The following is an 18,573-nucleotide window of genomic DNA, read 5'->3' as shown; positions in this document are numbered from 1 at the left end:
GTCACTCACTTGCAGTAGTACACGGATGAGGTCCCACGCGGGACCGGTCCGGGCCGGACCGCGGCCGTACGGCCGGTGGCCGCTCCCTCTAGGAGGAGGCGGAGTCACAGCCACTTACGGTAGCCGGAAGCGGCACGGCACCGGCACGGGCGAGCAGATCGGCGAGGCGGTCTATGACCACTTCGGGGTGTTCCAGCATCACCAGGTGCCCGGCGTCCGGCACGAGCACCAGCTCCGCGTCGGGGAGCAGGTCGGCGATGGCCTCGCTGTGCTCGCTCGGTGTGACCAGGTCCTGCACACCGGCCAGCACGAGCACGGGCATGCTCCGGAAGCAGGCGAGGGCCTCGGTCTTGTCGTGGTCGTTGAAGGCCGGGTAGAACTCGGCGACCACGTCGATCGGCGTGGACTCGATCATCCGTTCGGCGAACCGCTCGACGGCCGGGTCGACGTCCCGCCCCGCGAACGAGTACCGCTTGATGATCCCGGCGAACAGGTCGGCGGTGGCCCGGCGCCCCTTCTCCACCAGTTCCGCCTGCTGCCCGAGCGCCTTCAGCACTCCGGGGAGGATGCGGCGCACCGCGTTGACGCCGGCCAGCGGCAGGCCGAAGTTGACCTCGCCGAGCCGCCCGGACGAGGTACCCACGAGGGCGGTCGCGACGACCCGGTCCCGGATCAGCTCCGGGAACTGGGCGGCAAGCGCCATCACGGTCATCCCGCCCATCGAGTGGCCGACGAGCACGACCGGGCCGTCCGGTACGGCGGCGTCGAGGACGGCCTTCAGATCGCGGCCGAGCTGGTCGATGGTGACCGGCACCCCCTCGCGGGTCTGGGCCGCGCCCCGCCCCGAGCGCCCGTGGCTGCGCTGGTCCCAGTGCACGGTGCGGACGACCCCGCGCAGGGCGGCCCGCTGGAAGTGCCAGGAGTCCTGGCTGAGGCAGTAGCCGTGGCAGAAGACGACGGTGACGGGGGCGGGCGCCTTGCGTCCGAAGAGCCGGCGGCGGCGCGGGGAGGGGGTCGGCCCGGGGTCGGGCTCGGTCTCGTCGACCTCGTAGTACAGCTCGGTGCCGTCGTCGGCGTACGCCTTGCCCGGGGTGCCGCGCAGGGTGCCGTAGGGGCCGGCCGAGTCCAGCGCCAGCCGGGCCTTGCGCCGCATGCCGCGGCCGACCGTCATCCGCTCGATGGCGACACCGGCCGCCGCACCCGCGGCGAGCACGCCTATCGCGGCGCCGGCGATGCCGGTCGCCCTGCGCCAGCTCCCGGCCGTCGCCCCCGCGGCGGAGGCGACGGCCGCCGAGGCGACGACGTCCGCCAATGCCTCCGCACTGCTCTCGCTCACGTACCGCTCCTCTTCGCCGTACTGCAGTTCGCCCGTGGGTGAAACGGGTGAGGCCCCTGTGGTGCCCGAATACCGGGGTCACCCGGAGGACCCGTCGCTCCCGGACGGGTTACCCGAGTTCTTCCCCGTTCACATAGACGCGCGGAACCCGCGTTCCGATGCGTGTGACGATTTCGTACGCGATCGTGCCGCACGCCTGCGCCCAGTCCTCGGCGGTGGGTTCACCGCGGTCGCCGGGACCGAACAGCACGGCCTCGCTGCCCACCGCGGGCTCGTCGCCGCCGAGGTCCACCACGAATTGGTCCATGGCGACCCGCCCGGCGACCGTCCGCCACTTGCCGTCGACCAGCACCGGCCCGGTGCCCGAGGCGTGCCGCGGGATGCCGTCCGCGTAGCCGACCGGCACCAGGCCGAGGGTGGTCGGGCCGGGAGTGACGTAGTGGTGGCCGTAGCTGACGCCGTGTTCGCCCGGGACGTGCTTGACCAGGGCCAGCGAGGCGCTGAGCGTCATCACCGGGCGCAGCCCGAAGTCGGCCGGGGTGCCCAGCTCCGGGCTGGGTGAGATGCCGTACATCGCGATACCCGTGCGGACGAGGTCGAAGTGGGACTCGGGCACGGTGAGCGTGGCGGGCGAGTTGGCGATGTGCCGCACCTCGGGGCGCAGGCCCTGCTCCTCGGCGTGCGCGAGCATCTCCCGGAAGCGGTCGAGCTGGTCGGCGACGGAGGGGTGCCCCGGCTCGTCGGCGCAGGCGAAGTGGGACCACAGACCGGTGACGCGGACCAGGTGGTCGGCCTCGGCGCGCCGGGCCTCGGCGACGAGTTCGGGCCAGTCGGCCGGCTGGCAGCCGTTGCGTCCGAGTCCGGTGTCCGCCTTGAGCTGCACGCGTGCGGTCCGGCCGGCCTGCCGGGCCGCCTCGACGGCCTCCCGCAGGGCCCACAGCCCGCTCACGGAGACGTCGATGTCGGCCTCGATCGCCTGTCGCCAGGGGCCGCCCGGCACCCACAGCCAGCACAGCATGCGGCCCGGCAGGCCGGCCGCGCGCAGCGCGAGCGCCTCCTCGGGCGTGGCGGTGCCGAGCCAGTCCGCCCCCGCGGCGACGGCGGCGCGGGCGCACGGCACCGCGCCGTGGCCGTATCCGTCGGACTTCACGACGGCCATCAGGGCCGCGCCCCGTGTACGGGCGCGCAGCGCCCGCACGTTGGCGCGCAGGGCGCCCAGATCGATCTCGGCGCGGGCGCGCAGGGGGGCGGTAGGCACAGCTGCAGTCTCACTCATGGCGCCCCCAGTCTCTCAGAGGGCCGTGCGGGCCCCCGGTGCCGTGTCAGCTACCCGGCTTCCGCCCGCGCACGGAGCAGGGGGCCGCCCTTCGCGAGCACGGGTGCTCTCCGGCGGGGTGCGGGGCGGCCCGCGGCGGGACGCGCACTCCGCTCGCCGCACATCACCTCGACGGCGGCGCCCGGCCGGGCGTGTCGATCCGCCGGGACCGACACCGGGTACGACGTGCTGTGTACCGGTGGGAGGCGCGGGGTGAGCGGGACTGACGCCCCGTACCGCGCGGCGGGCCGCGTACCGGCGCAAGGCCCGCGGGGCCGGGACCGACACCGGGTGCCGCATGCCGGCGCGGGGCGCGGGGTGAGCGGGACCGACGCCGTACATCGCGCAGCGGGCCGCATACCGGCGCGGGGCGCGGGGCTGTCCGCCGAGACCGTCGCCACCGGCCCGGTCGTCGCGGGGGCGAGCGGCGCCGCGGCAGCCCGGCGTGTGACGCGTCCGCCGGTCGCGCGGTCGGCGGCGGTCGGCCGTGGGCCACAGCCGGGCGCGCTCCGCCCGTCCCCGCACGCCGGGCGGGCCGCCGGTCCCGTGCCCTCAGTGGTACACGTCGCGCCACGCCTCCGGGATCAGCGCGGCGACGTCGTGCGCCCCGGCGGGCGCCCCGTCCGCCGCGAACCTCCCGGCGAGTCCGTGCAGATGGGCGGCCGCGCTCCCGGCGTCCCGCGCGGCGAGTCCCGCCGCCAGCAGCGACCCGGCGAGCCCCGACAGCACGTCGCCGCTCCCCGCCGTGGCCAGCCAGGGCGTCCCCGTCGCGTTGACCCGGACGGCACCGCCCCCGTCGTCGGCCACCAGCGTCGTCGAACCCTTGAGCAGCACGGTCGCCCGGTACGCCGCCGCCAACTCCCGTGCCGCGGCCAGCCGGGCGCCCTCGACCTCCTCCCGCCGCACCCCCAGCAGCGCGGCGGCCTCCCCGGCGTGCGGCGTCATCAGCGTCGGCGCCGTACGCCCGCGCACCGCGTCCCGCTCGGCCAGCCGCAGCCCGTCCGCGTCGAGCAGAACCGGGACGTCGGCCGCCAGCACCTCCGCGACGGTCGCCGCGTCGTCGCCCGCTCCCGGCCCGACCACCCAGGCCTGCACCCGCCCGGCCCCCGCGGGGCCGGCGTCGGAGACGAGCGTCTCGGGGAAGCGCGCGATGACCGCGTCCCCGGCGGGCCCGACATACCGCACGGCTCCCGCGCCGCCCCGCAGCGCACCGGAGACGGCGAGCACCGCGGCCCCCGGGTACCGCGCGGACCCGGCGGCGATGCCCACGACACCCCGCCGGTACTTGTCGCTCTCCGCCGCGGGCGACGGCAGCAGCTGCGCCACGTCGGCGTGCTGCAGGGCCTCCAGCTCGGCCTCGCCGGGCAACTCCAGCCCGATGTCGACGAGTCGGACGATCCCGGCGTACTCGCGCGCCGGATCGACCAGCAGGCCCGGTTTGTACGTGCCGAACGTGACCGTGAGGTCCGCCCGGACCGCGGCCCCCCGCACCTCCCCGGTGTCCGCCTCGACACCACTGGGCAGGTCCACCGCCACCACGGCGGCCCGGGACCGGTCCGCCAGGCCCGCGAGCCGTTCGGCGTCGGGGCGCAGCCCGCCCTTGCCGCCGATCCCGACGATCCCGTCCATCACGAGGTCGGCCCGCGCGATCGGCCCCTCGGCGTCGTCGGCCCCGGTGACCCGGCCACCCGCCCGCCGCAGCGCGTCGAGCCCGCTGGCGTGCGCCCGGCCGGGCGCGAGCAGCACGGCCGTCACGCCGGCCCCGCGCCGGGCCAGCCGTGCCCCGGCGTACAGGGCGTCCCCGCCGTTGTCACCGCTGCCGACGAGCAGCACCACCCGGCTGCCGTACACCCGGCCGAGCAGATCCGCGCAGGCGGCGGCCAGTCCGGCAGCGGCCCGCTGCATCAGCGCGCCTTCCGGCAGCCGCGCCATCAGGGCCCGTTCGGCCGCCCTCACCGTCTCCACGCTGTACGCAGTACGCATGGCACCGAGTCTGCCCCGCACCCCCCACACCCCACACCCGGGCTCACCCCTCGGCGACCACCACGGCCGAGGCCACGCCCGCGTCATGGCTCAGGGAGACGTGCCAGGCCCGCACGCCCAGCTCCGCGGCGCGCGCGGCGACGGTCCCCTTCACCCGCAGCCGCGGCTGCCCGCTGTCCTCGACGTACACCTCGGCGTCGGTCCAGTGCAGCCCCGCCGGCGCCCCGAGGGCCTTGGCCAGCGCCTCCTTGGCGGCGAACCGGGCCGCGAGCGAGGCGATGCCGCGCCGCTCCCCGCTGGGGAGCAGCAGCTCCCGTGCCACGAACAGCCGGTCGGCCAGGCCGGGCGTGCGCTCCAACGACGCCCGGAACCGGTCGATCTCGGCGACGTCGATCCCGACTCCGATGATGCTCATGCCGCGCAGCCTACGGTCACGGCCGGGCGCCGGACGGCGGGACGGCCCGTGCCGTCTACGCTCCGGGCATGACATCCAAGGCCTATCTCTCCGACCTGTTCGCGCTGGACGGCCGTGTCGCCGTGGTCACCGGAGGGAGTTCCGGCATCGGCCGGGCCGTCGCCGGGGCGCTGGCGCGTGCCGGGGCGAGCGTGGTGGTCGTGGCCCGGACCGAGGCGCAACTCAAGGAGACTGTGGCGGAGTTGACGGCCGACGGGTGCCGGGCCGGCTGGGTGGCCGCGGATCTGTCCGGCCGTGCGGGGGTGCGCGCGGCGGCCGAGGAGGCGGCCGCGGTGTTCGGGGAGCCCGACATCCTCGTCAACTGCGCCGGGGTCAACCTCCGGCCGCCGATGGGCGAACTGGGCGAGGAGGTGTGGGACACCACCATGGCGCTGAACCTCGACGCGCCGTTCCTGCTGGGTCAGCGGTTCGGGCCGGGCATGGCCGGGCGCGGGTTCGGCCGGATCATCCACATCACCTCCCAGCAGGCCCACCGGGCGTTCGTGCAGAGCGGCGCCTACGGCGTCTCGAAGGGGGCGCTGGAGTCGCTGGCCCGCTCGCAGGCCGAGGCGTGGTCGCGGTACGGCGTCACCTGCAACACCCTCGTGCCCGGCTTCGTGATGACACCCCTGAACGCCCGGCTGTCGTCCGATCCCGAGCGGGTGGCGGCGCTGGCCGCGCGGACGATGGTGGGGCGCAACGGGCTCGCGGAGGACTTCGCGGGCGCGGCGGTGTTTCTCGCGAGTGCCGCGTCGGCGTACGTCACCGGCCAGTCGCTCTTCGTCGACGGCGGTTTCTCGGTGCACTGACGGGTGGGAAAGGACTTGGAGATTCTCCGGCGCACCGGGGGAAAGGACGCGGGGACCGCCGCACCCCCGTTTCCGGGGGGCGGGACGACGGCGGTCCCCGCGAAGGACGCGTGCCGGGTCAGGGCCGGGCTTGCGCGTCCGTGGCGTCCATGGAGGTCCGGGAGCCGCTCCGGAGGTCCTTGGCGCCGTTCGGCGCCGGCACGGGCGGGGAGCCTCCCCCGTTGCTGAAGCCTGGGAGGTACCCCGTCGCCCTGCCGACACCCACCAATCTGCCGGACCCGTGTTAAGCGGGTGCTGCGCGCACGTGACGCCCTCGTACCGTTTCCGATACGGCCCGATCGGCCGAGGTCACCGCAAGTTCGCCGTGGTCACGGGCAGTTCACCGCGCGTTCGCTACTTGGTGCCGCCCTTGGCCAGGAAGGCCAGCAGGTCCTGCCGGCTGACCACGCCGGTCGGCTTGCCCTCGACCAGGACGATGGCCGCGTCGGCCGTGCCGAGCACCGACATCAGGTCGCCGACCGGCTCGCCGGAGCCGACCTGGGGCAGCGGGGCGGACATGTGCTTCTCCAGCGGGTCCTCCAGGGACGCGCGCTTGCTGAACAGGGCGTCCAGCAGCTCCCGCTCGACGACGGAGCCGACGACCTCGGCGGCCATCACGTCGGGGTGGCCGGCGCCCGGCTTGACGACGGGCATCTGCGAGACGCCGTACTCGCGCAGCACCTCGATGGCCTGGCCGACGGTCTCCTCGGGGTGCATGTGCACCAGGGAGGGGATGGCGCCGGCCACCTTGTCGTTCAGGACGTCGGCGACGCGGGCGCTCGGGCCCTCGTCCTCCAGGAAGCCGTAGTCGGCCATCCACTCGTCGTTGAAGATCTTGCTGAGGTAGCCGCGGCCGCTGTCCGGCAGCAGGACGACCACGACGTCGTCCGGGCCGAGCCGCTCGGCGACCTCCAGCGCGGCCACGACGGCCATGCCGCAGGAGCCGCCCACCAGCAGGCCCTCCTCCTTGGCCAGCCGGCGGGTCATCTGGAAGGAGTCCTTGTCGGAGACGGCGACGATCTCGTCCGCGACGGTGCGGTCGTAGGCGGTCGGCCAGAAGTCCTCACCGACGCCCTCGACCAGGTACGGCCGCCCGGACCCGCCGGAGTACACCGAGCCCTCGGGGTCGGCGCCGATGACCTTGACCTTCCCCTGGCTGGCCTCCTTGAGGTAGTTGCCGGTGCCGGAGATGGTGCCGCCGGTGCCCACGCCCGCGACGAAGTGGGTGATCTTCCCCTCGGTCTGCTCCCACAGCTCGGGGCCGGTCGAGTGATAGTGCGAGAGCGGGTTGTTGGGGTTGGAGTACTGGTCCGGCTTCCAGGCGCCGGGGGTCTCCCGCACGAGCCGGTCGGAGACGTTGTAGTACGAGTCCGGGTGCTCGGGGTCCACGGCGGTCGGGCAGACGACGACCTCGGCGCCGTACGCGCGCAGCACGTTGATCTTGTCGGTGCTCACCTTGTCGGGGCACACGAAGATGCACTTGTAGCCCTTCTGCTGGGCCACGATGGCAAGACCCACACCGGTGTTCCCACTGGTCGGCTCGACGATGGTGCCGCCCGGCTTCAGCTCACCGCTCTGCTCGGCGGCCTCGATCATGCGCAGGGCGATGCGGTCCTTCACGGAGCCGCCCGGGTTGAAGTACTCGACCTTGGCCAGGACGGTGGCCTGGATGCCCTGGGTCACGTTGTTGAGCCGCACCAGCGGGGTGTTGCCGACGAGGCTGATCATCGAGTCGTGAAAATGCACCGTTGTCTCCGGTTGCTTGCACAAAAACTGCGGTCGTAGTTGGTATCGCCAGCCTAAGGCCCTCGGGTGACACCCGGTGGGCGTTCACTCCCCGTCGAGATTGGCGCACGGTCCGTACGGGGCAAGGAGTGGATGTACGGCTACGAGGAGGTGGCGGCGACGCATGACGAGCATGTCGAGGGCGAGGGTGGCCCGGCGCATCGCGGCCGGGGCGGCGTACGGCGGTGGCGGGGCGGGGCTGGTCGGCGCGGCCGCCGTCGGTCTGCTGCTGGCCGAGGTGCAGATGGCCCGGCGCCGCGTCGGCAACGGCAGCAGCGGGCGGGTGCCGATGGCCGACGGTGTGTACGGGCACGCGTACGACGTGCCCGGTGAGCAGGGGCTCCGGCTGACCATTCTCGGCGACTCCACGGCCGCGGGGCAGGGCGTGCACCGGTCGGGCCAGACACCGGGGGCGCTGCTTGCGTCGGGGCTCGCCGCGGTCGCGGAACGGCCGGTCGAGCTGCGCAACGTCGCCCAGCCCGGGGCCCAGTCCGACGACCTGGACCGGCAGGTGGCGCTGGTGCTGTCCTCGCCCGCGCCGGTCCCGGACGTCTGCGTGATCATGATCGGCGCGAACGACGTGACCCACCGGATGCCGCCGACGCGGTCGGTACGGCACCTGTCGGCGGCGGTACGGCGGCTGCGCACCGCAGGCGCGGAAGTGGTGGTCGGCACGTGTCCCGACCTCGGGACCATCGAGCCGGTGCAGCAGCCGCTGCGCTGGCTGGCCCGGCGGGCGTCGCGGCAGCTGGCGGCGGCGCAGACGATCGGGGTGGTCGAGCAGGGCGGGCGCACGGTGTCGCTGGGCGACCTGCTGGGTCCGGAGTTCGAGGCGAATCCGCGGGAGCTGTTCGGGCCGGACAACTACCACCCTTCGGCGGAGGGGTACGCGACGGCCGCGATGGCCGTGCTGCCGACGGTGTGCGCGGCGCTCGGCCTGTGGCCGGAGGAGGAGCGGCCGGACGTGTCCCGCCGCGAGGGCTTCCTCCCGGTGGCCCGCGCGGCCGCCGAGGCCGCGTCCGAGGCAGGCACCGAGGTGACGGCCGCCATGCCGACGGGCCCCCGTGGTCCCTGGGCCCTCCTCAAGCGGCGCCGCCGCCGCCGCGTCCACGAGGCCGAACCGGCCCGCCCCACAGCCTGACCGGCCGGCCGGGCGCTGGCCCCGTTATCGGTGGCCGCCCGTGAGCGTGACCTGCCCGGCGCACCGCACGGGACGACCCGTGCCGCCCGGCGCCCCACGGCGAACCCGGGACCGCCGGTCTGACGCCGTCCCGGGCGATCGTGGGCCCGTCGCGGCGGTGGTGGCGGGGCCTGCCGGCGGGGCGTCCGTCGGCGGGGCGCCACCTCCGGCTTTCCCGGGCCAGAACCGTCGGCCCCGTCCTCGGAGCAGACTCCGCGAGGTGGGTGGTGTGCGGGCTGGTGGGCATACAGGAGGTGAGAGGTCCGGGCCGGCTCTCGCTGCGGCATCGCGCGAGCGGTGGGCAAGCAAGCGCTTAGTAATGTGAGGTCAGTGTCACACCGCGACACCGATGACCTGTCAGGTACGGCCGGGTAACTTCCCAGACGGCCCTGCCCAATTCCGTCCACTGGAGCCGTGATGCCCGAAGCCGTCATCGTCTCGACCGCCCGCTCCCCCATCGGCCGCGCTTTCAAGGGCTCCCTGAAGGACCTGCGCCCGGACGACCTCACCGCCACGATCATCCAGGCGGCGCTCGCCAAGGTCCCGGAGCTCGACCCGCGGGACATCGACGACCTGATGCTCGGCTGCGGCCTGCCCGGCGGCGAGCAGGGCAACAACCTCGGCCGTATCGTCGCCGTGCAGATGGGGATGGACCACCTCCCGGGCTGCACCGTCACCCGGTACTGCTCCTCGTCCCTGCAGACCAGCCGCATGGCCCTGCACGCCATCAAGGCCGGCGAGGGCGACGTCTTCATCTCGGCCGGTGTCGAGATGGTCTCCCGGTTCGTCAAGGGCAACTCCGACAGCCTGCCCGACACGCACAACCCCTTCTTCGCCGAGGCCGAGGCCCGCACCGCGGCCGTCGCGGAGCAGGAGGGCACCACCTGGCACGACCCGCGCGAGGACGGCCTCGTCCCCGACGCCTACATCGCGATGGGCCAGACCGCCGAGAACCTGGCCCGCTCCAAGGGCGTCACCCGCCAGGACATGGACGAGTTCGGCGTCCGCTCGCAGAACCTCGCCGAGGAAGCCATCAAGAACGGCTTCTGGGAGCGGGAGATCACCCCGGTCACCACCCCCGACGGCACGGTCGTCGCCAAGGACGACGGCCCGCGCGCCGGCGTCACCCTGGAGGGTGTCCAGGGCCTGAAGCCGGTCTTCCGCCCCGACGGCATGGTCACCGCCGCCAACTGCTGCCCGCTCAACGACGGCGCCGCCGCGCTCGTCATCATGTCCGACACCAAGGCCCGCGAGCTCGGCCTGACCCCGCTCGCCCGCATCGTGTCCACCGGCGTCTCGGGCCTGTCCCCCGAGATCATGGGCCTCGGCCCGGTCGAGGCGTCCCAGCAGGCCCTGCGCCGGGCCGGCCTGACCATCGGCGACATCGACCTGGTCGAGATCAACGAGGCGTTCGCCGCCCAGGTGATCCCCTCCTACCGGGACCTCGGCATCGACCTCGACAAGCTGAACGTCAACGGCGGCGCCATCGCCGTCGGCCACCCCTTCGGCATGACGGGCGCGCGGATCACCGGCACGCTCATCAACTCGCTCCAGTGGCACGACAAGCAGTTCGGCCTGGAGACCATGTGCGTCGGCGGCGGCCAGGGCATGGCGATGGTCATCGAGCGCCTGAGCTGACACACCGTCCGTAGCCGACCGGACACCTTACGTCAGCCGGAGGCCCGGAACCCATGGGACACCAGGGTTCCGGGCCTTTCCGTGATCCAATCTCCCCCAGGATGTGACCTATCTCCCTCTCCGGAGATATCCGCGCAGGTCAGCGCCGTTCCACCGGAATCAGGACGACCGAAGTCCCGTCCGTTTCGTGACGTTACGCACTGACAGCTGGTTAGTCCGCCCTTCAAGCTGATGTAGGAAGTCGGGGGTCGACTTTGAACCGGGAGTACGTCAGTGAGCGCCATGCCGATCGCCTTGCTGCTCACCACGGCCGCCACGGGCGCCGTGGGCGTCGCCGTCCTGCGCACCGTTCTGAAGCTGCGCCGCCAGGTCTCGGAGCTGCACGCGCAGCTCGCGGGGAACGCCGAGAGCAACGCGGCGACCATGCGCGCGCTCCTGCCGAACGCGCGCAGCCACGCGGACGCCGACCAGATACGCGCCGCCGTGGCCGAGGCGCTGGCGGAGGAGCGCGAGCGGGAGCTGGCCGAGGCGCGCGCCTTCTGGGCGGCGCAGGAGGCCCGTGACGCCTCCGACGCGCCCTCCCTGCTCGGGCTGCCGGACACCGACCTGTTCATGCCCCGGCAGACCGACTTCGTGGGCCTGGAGCCGGTGGCCGAGCCCGCCACGGACGCCGACGAGTTCGCCGGGGACTCCCCCGAGCTGGCCGCCGCCCGCCGCCGCCACCCCTCGCACCCGGACTTCGTGCCGGTGCAGTCCCCCGCCGTGACCGACCACGAGCGCACGGTGACCACGCTGGAGCAGCTGGCCGACGGACGCGTCGAACTGTCCGACGTCCGCCCGGGCCCGCTCGGCACCCTCGACGTGTACGTGTTCAGCGACGGCACCACCCTGTGCATGACGCCGGGTCACCGGGAGACGGCGGAACGGCTCGCGGCAGCCCTGGACGCGGGCGAGATGCCGTACCTGCTCGGCGGCTCGGGGATCTCCGGCGCCTACACGCTGACCTTCGCCTGCGGCGAGGACACGGTCTACGTCCTCGCCGACCGGGTCATCGCCTCCCTCTGAGCCGGCCGGGGCGCCGCCCCGCCCCGGCTCACACGCCCGCGCGCTGCCGGGCCTCCTCGACCCGGCGGACCGCCTCGGCGACCTCGTCGTCGCTCTTCAGCACCAGGGCCAAGTCGTGAGCGGCGACCAGGATTTGGTCGGCCACCGCGAACATCCCGGCGTCCGGCATCTCGCGGGGCTCCGTCCCCGGCTCCTCCACCCGCTGCACCCAGCGGGAGAACTCCCGGGCCAGCGCCAGTGCCTCGGCCGCGGCGCTGCGTTGCAGCCGGCTCTGCGGCGCCGCCCGCAACCGGTCGGCGAAGTGATCCACTGCTTTGGTCAAGGGGGTCGTATCAAGCACGGGCCGAGCGTAACGCGCCGCACTGTTGCCAATACGCGAACGCTCAGGCACGGTGACGTGAAGGACCGGCTTACATCCCCTTTGCGTTCGGAGGCGCCGATGTCCCAAGTCTTCTCCGAGGAGACCCACCGCAATCTGCTCGCCCGCATTCCCCACTGCACCGGTCGTGAGATCTCCGACTGGCTGCGCACCGTCGAAGAAGGCCCGTCACTGTTCCGCTTCGAGGAGAAGGTCAGCTGGCTCCGGCACGAGTACGACCTGGCGTACGGCCACGCGAAGGCCATCGTGCACGAGTACGACCTGAGGAGGGCGGCGCGCAAGCTGCTCTGACAACGGCGAAGGGCCCCGGGCGTGTTGCCGCCCGGGGCCCTTCGCAGGACCGGCGTGACCGCTAGTCGTTGCTGCTGAAGATCGCGACCAGGCGCAGCATCTCCACGTAGATCCACACCAGGGTGAGGGTGAGGCCGAACGCGGCGAGCCAGGACTCGTTGCGCGGGGCGCCGTAGGCGATGCCGTCCTCGATCTGCTTGAAGTCGAGCGTCAGGAAGAACGCGCCGAGCAGGATCGCGAAGATGCCGACGAGCGCACCGAGCGGGCCGAAGCTGCGCAGTCCGCCGTCCTCGGCGACACCGAAGGCGACCAGCAGCAGGTTGACCGCCATGACCACCAGGAAGGCCATCGCGATGGCGAGTCCGATGCGGGCGTAGCGCGCGGTGACCCGGATCCAGCCGGCCTTGTAGACCAGCAGGGTCGCGCCGGAGACCGCCATGGTGCCGAGCACGGCCTGGAAGGGCGCGCCGCTCCACCGGCTGTTGAACATCTCGCTGATCACGCCGAGGAACACGCCCTCGAAGGCGGCGTAACCGAGGATCAGCGCGGGCGACGGCGTGCGCTTGAAGCTCTGGATCATGGCCAGCACGAAGGCGACGATCGCGGAGCCGACCGCCAGCCCGTAGCTGGTCGTGGAGACCGGCAGCAACGCCCAGGCGAGGACGGCGCCGACGGCGACCGTGCCGAGCGTGAGGGCGGAGCGGACGACGACGTCGTCCATGGTCATCCGGTCGGTGGTGACCGGGGCCTGCGGCGGCGCGCCGGCCGGGGCACCCTGCTGGGCGTAGGGGTTCTGCGCGTAGGGATTCTGCGCGTAGGGGTTGCCCTGTGCGTACCCGGCCTGCGGTGCGGTGTTGAAGCCGGCGTAGCCGTTGTCGCGGCTGAACCCCCGTCGCGAGAAGACCGGGTTACTGCTCCTCATTTCACTCCTCCATGGCCACCCTGCGCGGCCTTGGCCTCAAGAGTAATGGATTGGCAAAGGATCGTCCGTAATACCTGGGGAGGATCTTTCCCCCGTCGTGCTGCGCAACACGCTACGCGTACCGGTGATTCCCGGCCACGGAGATCCACGGGTCGTGACGAACCCGCAGCACTTCACCGGTGCGGCTCACTGGAGCGGGAAGCCCGTGTACGCCTCGGCCAGATCGGTTCCGGCCGCATGGGAGGAGGCGATCCGCTCCAGCCGGGCCCGCTGGAGGCGGGCGTCGAAGGCGGTGGCGCCGGGAGCCCGGTGCAGCAGGGTGGTCATGTCGTAGGAGAACCGCTCGGCCTGCCAGATCCGGCGCAGGCAGGTGGCGGAGTAGGCGTCGAGGAGTTCCTCGGAGCCGGTGTCCCGCCGGTGGACCAGCGCGCGGGCGAGGGTGACGACGTCGCCCACGGCGAGATTCAGCCCCTTGGCGCCCGTGGGCGGCACGATGTGGGCGGCGTCCCCGGCGAGGAACAGCCGGCCGTGGCGCATCGGCTCGTGCACGAAGGAACGCATGGGCGTGACCGACTTCTGGGTGACGGGGCCGCGCTCCAGCCGCCAGCCGTCGGCGGTCTCGAGGCGCCGCTCCAGCTCGTCCCAGATCTCCTCGTCCCCCCACCGCGCGGCGTCGGTGCCCTCGGGGACCTGGAGGTAGAGCCGGGAGACGGTCGGGGACCGCATGGAGAGCAGGGCGAAGCCCCGGTCGTGGCGGGCGTAGACGAGTTCGCCGTGGGACGGCGCCACGTCGGCGAGGATGCCCAGCCACGCGTAGGGGTACGACCGTTCGAACACCCGGGACGGCTCCGCCGGGAAGGCGCCCCGGGCCACGCCCCAGAAGCCGTCGCAGCCGACGACGTAGTCGCACTCCAGCACCTGCTCGACGCCCCGGTGCCGGAAGGGGACGCGCGGGCGGTCGCCCTCGGCACCCTCCACCGCCAGCGCCTCCGCCTCGAACAGCAGCGGGCCGCCCTCCTCCACCTGGAGGGCCACGAGGTCCTTGCAGACCTCCGTCTGGGCGTAGACCGTCACGGACCTGCCGCCGGTCAGCCCGGGGAAGTCGACGCGGTGGCGCCGGCCGTCGAAGCGCAGCTCGATGCCGTCGTGCCGCAGCCCCTCCCGGTCCATCCGCTCGCCGGCACCGACGGCGCGCAGCACGTCGGCCGTGCCCTGCTCGAGGATCCCGGCCCGCTGGCGCTGCTCCACGTACGCCCGGTCGCGGCTCTCCAGGACGACCGAGTCGATGCCCGCGCGGTGCAGCAGCCGTGCGAGCAGCAGTCCGGCCGGCCCCGCTCCGATGATCCCGACGGTGGTGCGCATCGGTCGTCCTTCCCTCGGTCCACACGGTCCGGCCGTCCGGCGGCTGTTCGCCTGGTGAAGCTTTCTTCACATGATTCCGGGCGTGAGTCTCCGGCCGCACGGGTGCCGCTGTCAACGGTCGCGCGGCACGCCGAAGGATGAATCGAGGGCGGAAAGGTGCCCGGAGCCGGACTTGAACCGGCACGCCCGCGAAGGGGCAGCGAGGTTTAAGCTCGCCGTGTCTGCATTCCACCATCCGGGCAGGCCATGGGCTCCGCAACGAGGGTCCGAGCCTATCGGGACGCATCCCCCGAACAGCGGAAGGGCGGACCGATGTTGTCTTATTTTATTGACGTCTGAGGGTGCATCAGCCCACGGAACACGCCATCCGCACTTGCCAATAGCCTGGCGTGACGCGGGTGCGGCCGCACGCGAAATGACGGAATTTCACCGCCTGAACGAGGTCGCTCCACCTGTTCTCGACATGTTTCGAAGGCGCGTCCGACGGCGCGGCCCTCAGGGACGCCCGTCCTCCCCAGGTATGACACCGCGCCCCGCCGTCCGACCCGAGTCGCCCTCCGGAACCGGAACAGCGGCTGACTACACCGCGGTCCGGCGCCGGGACGATGGACGAGTCCCCAGGAACACACGTCGTCCCGACAGGAGCACCGCCCCGTGACCACCACACCCACCGCCGGCCGGACCACGGCCGTGGCCGCACGCGCCACCGAGCTGTCGAAGATCTACGGGCAGGGTGAGACCCGGGTGGTCGCCCTGGACCGGGTCTCCGTCGACTTCCGGCAGGCGGAGTTCACCGCGATCATGGGCCCGTCGGGCTCCGGCAAGTCCACGCTGATGCACTGCGTGGCCGGCCTGGACACCTTCTCCTCCGGCTCGGTGCGCATCGGCGACACCGAGCTGGGCTCCCTGAAGGACAAGCAGCTCACCAAGTTGCGCCGGGACAAGATCGGCTTCATCTTCCAGGCGTTCAACCTGCTGCCGACGCTCACCGCGCTGGAGAACATCACCCTGCCGATGGACATCGCCGGTCGGAAGCCGGACAAGGCGTGGCTGGACCAGGTCATCGAGATGGTCGGGCTCTCCGGCCGGCTGAGCCACCGGCCCGCCCAGCTCTCCGGCGGGCAGCAGCAGCGGGTGGCCGTGGCCCGCGCCCTCGCCTCCAAGCCCGAGATCATCTTCGGCGACGAGCCGACCGGGAACCTCGACTCGCGCTCCGGCGCCGAAGTGCTCGGCTTCCTGCGCAACTCCGTGCGCGAGCTGGGCCAGACGGTGGTCATGGTGACCCACGACCCGGTCGCCGCGGCCTACGCGGACCGGGTGGTCTTCCTGGCCGACGGCCGGATCGTCGACGAGATCCACGCCCCCACGGCCGACTCGGTCCTCGACCTCATGAAGCAGTTCGACGCGAAGGGCCGTACCAGCTGATGTTCCGCACCGCCCTGCGCAACGTCTTCGCGCACAAGGCCCGGCTCCTGATGACCGTGCTCGCCGTCATGCTCGGCGTGGCCTTCGTCTCCGGGACGCTCGTCTTCACCAACACCATCTCCGACGCCTACCAGAAGAGCTCCGCCAAGGGCTTCGACCGGGTCGACGTCGCCGTACGGCCCGAGTACCAGGACTCCGAGGGCGACAAGGTCGGCCGGACGGCCGAGCTGACCCGGGCGCTCCTCGACAAGGCCGCCCACGTCCCCGGGGCCGCGTCCGCCACCGGCGTCGTCAGCGGCTTCACCGCCGTCGCCGACAAGGACGGCAAGCTCCTCGGCGGCGACTGGCAGTCCGCGGGCGGCAACTACTGGGGCGCGAAGGACCCCCGGTACCCGCTCGTCGCCGGCCACGCCCCGCACGGCCGCGGCGAGGTGCTCCTCGACTCCAGGACCGCCGAGCGCGCCGGCTACCGGGTCGGCGACACCGTCCGCCTGTCGGTCGACGGACCGGTCCTCACCCCGACCGTCGCCGGCATCTTCACGACCGACGACGGCAACGTGGCCGCGGGCGGCAGCCTCGCCCTCTTCGACACGCCCACCGCGCAGGCGCTGTTCGGCAAGAAGGGCAGCTACGACGAGATCGACGTCCGGGCCGCCGCGGGCACCGCCCAGTCCGCGCTCAAGGCCGAGCTGGACAAGGCCCTGCCGTCCCGCCTGGTGGAGACCACCACCGGCGAGCACCTCGCCGACGAGCAGGCGCGGGCCATCTCCGCCTCGATGAGCGGACTGCGCCAGGCCCTGCTGGTGTTCGCCGGCATCGCCCTGTTCGTCGGTACGTTCATCATCGCCAACACCTTCACCATGCTGGTCGCCCAGCGCACCCGGGAACTGGCCCTGATGCGGGCGGTCGGCGCCTCCCGCCGCCAAGTGACCCGCTCGGTGCTCATCGAGGCGTTCGCGGTCGGCGCGGTCGCCGGCGTGACCGGTCTGGCCGCCGGTATCGGCATCGGGGCGGGCCTGCGCGGCCTGCTGGGCTCCTTCGGCGCGAGCGTGCCGGACGGGCCGCTGGTCGTCACCCCGGGCACGGTGGCCGCCGCTCTCGCGGTCGGTGTCCTCATCACCATGCTGGCGGCCTGGCTGCCCGGCCGCCGGGCCGCGAAGATCCCGCCGGTGGCGGCGATGAGCAGCGTGCACGCCAAGGCCACCACCAAGTCGCTGGTCCTGCGCAACACCCTCGGCGCGCTGTTCTCGGCGGCCGGCGTCGCGGTGGTCCTCGCGGGCACCACGATGAACGCGGACAGCGGCCAGGGCGCCATGGGTCTCGGGGCCGTCCTGCTGATCGTCGGCGTGTTCATCCTGACCCCGCTGCTGTCCCGGCCGCTCATCGCGGCGGCCTCCCCGCTGCTGCGCGTGTTCGGTGTCTCGGGCAAGCTCGCCCGCCAGAACTCGGTGCGCAACCCCCGCCGTACGGCGGCCACCGCCTCCGCGCTGATGATCGGCCTCACCCTGATCACCGGGATGACGGTGATGGCGGGCAGCCTGCAGACCTCCATCGACAAGATGGCCTCAGCGGCGATCCGCGCGGACTACGTCGTCTCCATGGCCAACCGCGGGCCGCTCTCCCCCGACGTGGCGGACAGGCTCGCGACCGCGAAGGGCGTCACCGCCAGCAGCCCGCTGCGCAACGGCGAGTCCCGAATCGACGGCGGCACGGAGTTCCTGACCGGTGTCGACGGCTCGGCGATCGGGAAACTGACCGACCTGAAGGTGCGGGACGGCTCCTTCACGGTGGGCGGCTCGCGGGTCGTCGTCGACGAGGACCGCGCCAAGGAGTACGGCTGGACGGCCGGTTCGCGGTTCACCGCGCACTTCGAGGACGGCAAGGCCGCCCGGCTGACGGTCGCCGGGGTCTACGAGGGCAACGAGATGCTCAACGGGATCATCCTCGACAACAAGGTCCTCACCCCGCACCTGACCGACCCGGCCGACATGCAGGTCATGGTCAAGACGGCGGGCGGCGCCTCCGGTGCGGCCAAGGACAGGCTGGTGGAGGCCCTCGGCACCAACCCGGCGATCAAGATCCAGGACAAGCAGGACATCTCCAACGAGATCGCGAAGATGTTCACGCTGATGCTGAACATGGTCTACGGCCTGCTCGGCATGGCGGTGATCGTCGCGGTGCTCGGTGTCATCAACACCCTCGCGATGTCGGTGTTCGAACGCTCCCAGGAGATCGGCATGCTCCGGGCGATCGGCCTGGACCGCAAGGCGGTCAAGCGGATGGTCCGCCTGGAGTCCCTGGTGATCTCCCTGTTCGGCGGGGTGCTCGGGATCGGCCTGGGCGTGTTCTTCGGCTGGGCGGCCGGTGAGCTGCTGGGCACGAAGATGGCGACGTACGAACTGGTCCTGCCCTGGGGCCGGATGGCGGTCTTCCTGCTGCTCGCGGGCACCGTCGGCGTGCTGGCGGCCCTGTGGCCGGCCCGGCGCGCGGCCCGGCTGAACATGCTGGCGGCGATCAAGGCCGAGTAGCACCGCGGCGCCCTCAAGGGCGCGCCGGGCGGGGGCCCCGTTTCCGGTCGCGGAACGGGGCC

Annotated in this window: 15 protein-coding genes and 1 tRNA gene; 7 read left to right on the top strand and 9 right to left on the bottom strand. The window is 72.9% G+C overall.

What is annotated here, in order from left to right:
- Positions 1-88: 88 nt before the first annotated feature.
- The 4 genes from N8I86_RS22965 to N8I86_RS22950 all read right to left on the bottom strand — a co-directional run bounded on the left by N8I86_RS22965 (position 89) and on the right by N8I86_RS22950 (position 5,049).
- Positions 89-1,336, bottom strand: a complete 1,248-nt coding sequence (locus N8I86_RS22965) for an alpha/beta fold hydrolase (protein ID WP_073888648.1) — start codon at positions 1,334-1,336, stop codon at positions 89-91.
- Positions 1,337-1,445: 109 nt separating this feature from the next.
- Positions 1,446-2,612: an alanine racemase gene (gene alr / locus N8I86_RS22960; RefSeq protein WP_123436972.1), complete on the bottom strand. Its 1,167-nt coding sequence runs from the start codon at positions 2,610-2,612 to the stop codon at positions 1,446-1,448.
- A 591-nt stretch (positions 2,613-3,203) separates the two neighbouring features.
- Positions 3,204-4,634, bottom strand: coding sequence for an NAD(P)H-hydrate dehydratase (locus tag N8I86_RS22955; RefSeq protein WP_263278593.1), 1,431 nt, complete (start codon positions 4,632-4,634; stop codon positions 3,204-3,206).
- 43 nt (positions 4,635-4,677) lie between these two features.
- Positions 4,678-5,049: a holo-ACP synthase gene (locus N8I86_RS22950; RefSeq protein ID WP_073888644.1), complete on the bottom strand. Its 372-nt coding sequence runs from the start codon at positions 5,047-5,049 to the stop codon at positions 4,678-4,680.
- A 68-nt stretch (positions 5,050-5,117) separates the two neighbouring features.
- Here N8I86_RS22950 and N8I86_RS22945 point away from each other — a divergent pair, with 68 nt between their 5' ends.
- Positions 5,118-5,897, top strand: a complete 780-nt coding sequence (locus N8I86_RS22945; protein WP_073888642.1) for an SDR family NAD(P)-dependent oxidoreductase — start codon at positions 5,118-5,120, stop codon at positions 5,895-5,897.
- Positions 5,898-6,290: 393 nt separating this feature from the next.
- Here the strand turns inward: N8I86_RS22945 and N8I86_RS22940 are convergent, their stop codons facing one another.
- A complete protein-coding gene (locus tag N8I86_RS22940; RefSeq protein WP_073888640.1) occupies positions 6,291-7,682 on the bottom strand; it encodes a cystathionine beta-synthase in 1,392 nt (463 codons plus the stop codon).
- A gap of 163 nt (positions 7,683-7,845) precedes the next feature.
- Between N8I86_RS22940 and N8I86_RS22935 the strand changes: the two genes are divergently transcribed.
- The 3 genes from N8I86_RS22935 (at position 7,846) to N8I86_RS22925 (ending at position 11,604) form a co-directional block, all read left to right on the top strand.
- Positions 7,846-8,862, top strand: a complete 1,017-nt coding sequence (locus N8I86_RS22935) for an SGNH/GDSL hydrolase family protein (protein WP_185091275.1) — start codon at positions 7,846-7,848, stop codon at positions 8,860-8,862.
- A 456-nt stretch (positions 8,863-9,318) separates the two neighbouring features.
- Complete coding sequence (locus tag N8I86_RS22930; RefSeq protein WP_073888636.1) at positions 9,319-10,539, top strand: acetyl-CoA C-acetyltransferase; 1,221 nt, start codon at positions 9,319-9,321, stop codon at positions 10,537-10,539.
- A 273-nt stretch (positions 10,540-10,812) separates the two neighbouring features.
- Positions 10,813-11,604 (top strand): hypothetical protein, encoded by a 792-nt coding sequence (locus tag N8I86_RS22925; RefSeq protein WP_073888634.1) that lies wholly within the window; start codon positions 10,813-10,815, stop codon positions 11,602-11,604.
- A gap of 28 nt (positions 11,605-11,632) precedes the next feature.
- Here the strand turns inward: N8I86_RS22925 and N8I86_RS22920 are convergent, their stop codons facing one another.
- Positions 11,633-11,944: a hypothetical protein gene (locus N8I86_RS22920; protein WP_073888632.1), complete on the bottom strand. Its 312-nt coding sequence runs from the start codon at positions 11,942-11,944 to the stop codon at positions 11,633-11,635.
- A 99-nt stretch (positions 11,945-12,043) separates the two neighbouring features.
- Here N8I86_RS22920 and N8I86_RS22915 point away from each other — a divergent pair, with 99 nt between their 5' ends.
- Positions 12,044-12,274, top strand: a complete 231-nt coding sequence (locus tag N8I86_RS22915) for a DUF4287 domain-containing protein (RefSeq protein ID WP_073888630.1) — start codon at positions 12,044-12,046, stop codon at positions 12,272-12,274.
- Between the two features lie 61 nt (positions 12,275-12,335).
- Here N8I86_RS22915 and N8I86_RS22910 read toward each other — a convergent pair whose 3' ends face one another.
- The 3 genes from N8I86_RS22910 to N8I86_RS22900 all read right to left on the bottom strand — a co-directional run bounded on the left by N8I86_RS22910 (position 12,336) and on the right by N8I86_RS22900 (position 14,799).
- Positions 12,336-13,196, bottom strand: a complete 861-nt coding sequence (locus N8I86_RS22910; protein WP_073888628.1) for a Bax inhibitor-1/YccA family protein — start codon at positions 13,194-13,196, stop codon at positions 12,336-12,338.
- A gap of 186 nt (positions 13,197-13,382) precedes the next feature.
- Positions 13,383-14,558 carry a 4-hydroxybenzoate 3-monooxygenase gene (locus N8I86_RS22905; RefSeq protein ID WP_263278592.1) on the bottom strand — a complete coding sequence of 392 codons (1,176 nt, stop codon included), beginning with the start codon at positions 14,556-14,558 and terminating at the stop codon, positions 13,383-13,385.
- Positions 14,559-14,715: 157 nt separating this feature from the next.
- A tRNA-Leu gene (locus N8I86_RS22900) sits at positions 14,716-14,799 on the bottom strand.
- Positions 14,800-15,212: 413 nt separating this feature from the next.
- On the opposite strand from N8I86_RS22900, the gene N8I86_RS22895 reads away from it, so the two are divergent.
- Positions 15,213-15,983 (top strand): ABC transporter ATP-binding protein, encoded by a 771-nt coding sequence (locus N8I86_RS22895; RefSeq protein ID WP_073888626.1) that lies wholly within the window; start codon positions 15,213-15,215, stop codon positions 15,981-15,983.
- A complete protein-coding gene (locus N8I86_RS22890) occupies positions 15,983-18,511 on the top strand; it encodes an ABC transporter permease (RefSeq protein ID WP_263278591.1) in 2,529 nt (842 codons plus the stop codon). Before N8I86_RS22895 ends, N8I86_RS22890 begins: the two co-directional genes overlap by 1 nt.
- The last annotated feature ends 62 nt before the right edge of the window (positions 18,512-18,573 follow it).

Origin of the sequence: Streptomyces albidicamelliae (assembly GCF_025642175.1) — a bacterium.
In the GTDB taxonomy this organism is placed as follows: Bacteria; Actinomycetota; Actinomycetes; order Streptomycetales; family Streptomycetaceae; genus Streptomyces; species Streptomyces albidocamelliae.
Note: the sequence above shows the minus strand (reverse complement) of the source record. Positions and strands in the feature narration are given on the sequence as shown.

Excerpts from the sequence above, each read along its gene's own strand:
- N8I86_RS22905 (WP_263278592.1), bottom strand. The coding sequence starts at position 14,558 with ATGCGCACCACCGTCGGGATCATCGGAGCGGGGCCGGCCGGACTGCTG.
- N8I86_RS22950 (WP_073888644.1), bottom strand. The coding sequence starts at position 5,049 with ATGAGCATCATCGGAGTCGGGATCGACGTCGCCGAGATCGACCGGTTC.
- N8I86_RS22890 (WP_263278591.1), top strand. The coding sequence starts at position 15,983 with ATGTTCCGCACCGCCCTGCGCAACGTCTTCGCGCACAAGGCCCGGCTC.
- N8I86_RS22955 (WP_263278593.1), bottom strand. The coding sequence starts at position 4,634 with ATGCGTACTGCGTACAGCGTGGAGACGGTGAGGGCGGCCGAACGGGCC.
- N8I86_RS22915 (WP_073888630.1), top strand. The coding sequence starts at position 12,044 with ATGTCCCAAGTCTTCTCCGAGGAGACCCACCGCAATCTGCTCGCCCGC.
- N8I86_RS22935 (WP_185091275.1), top strand. The coding sequence starts at position 7,846 with ATGACGAGCATGTCGAGGGCGAGGGTGGCCCGGCGCATCGCGGCCGGG.
- N8I86_RS22910 (WP_073888628.1), bottom strand. The coding sequence starts at position 13,196 with ATGAGGAGCAGTAACCCGGTCTTCTCGCGACGGGGGTTCAGCCGCGAC.
- alr (WP_123436972.1), bottom strand. The coding sequence starts at position 2,612 with ATGAGTGAGACTGCAGCTGTGCCTACCGCCCCCCTGCGCGCCCGCGCC.
- N8I86_RS22930 (WP_073888636.1), top strand. The coding sequence starts at position 9,319 with ATGCCCGAAGCCGTCATCGTCTCGACCGCCCGCTCCCCCATCGGCCGC.
- N8I86_RS22945 (WP_073888642.1), top strand. The coding sequence starts at position 5,118 with ATGACATCCAAGGCCTATCTCTCCGACCTGTTCGCGCTGGACGGCCGT.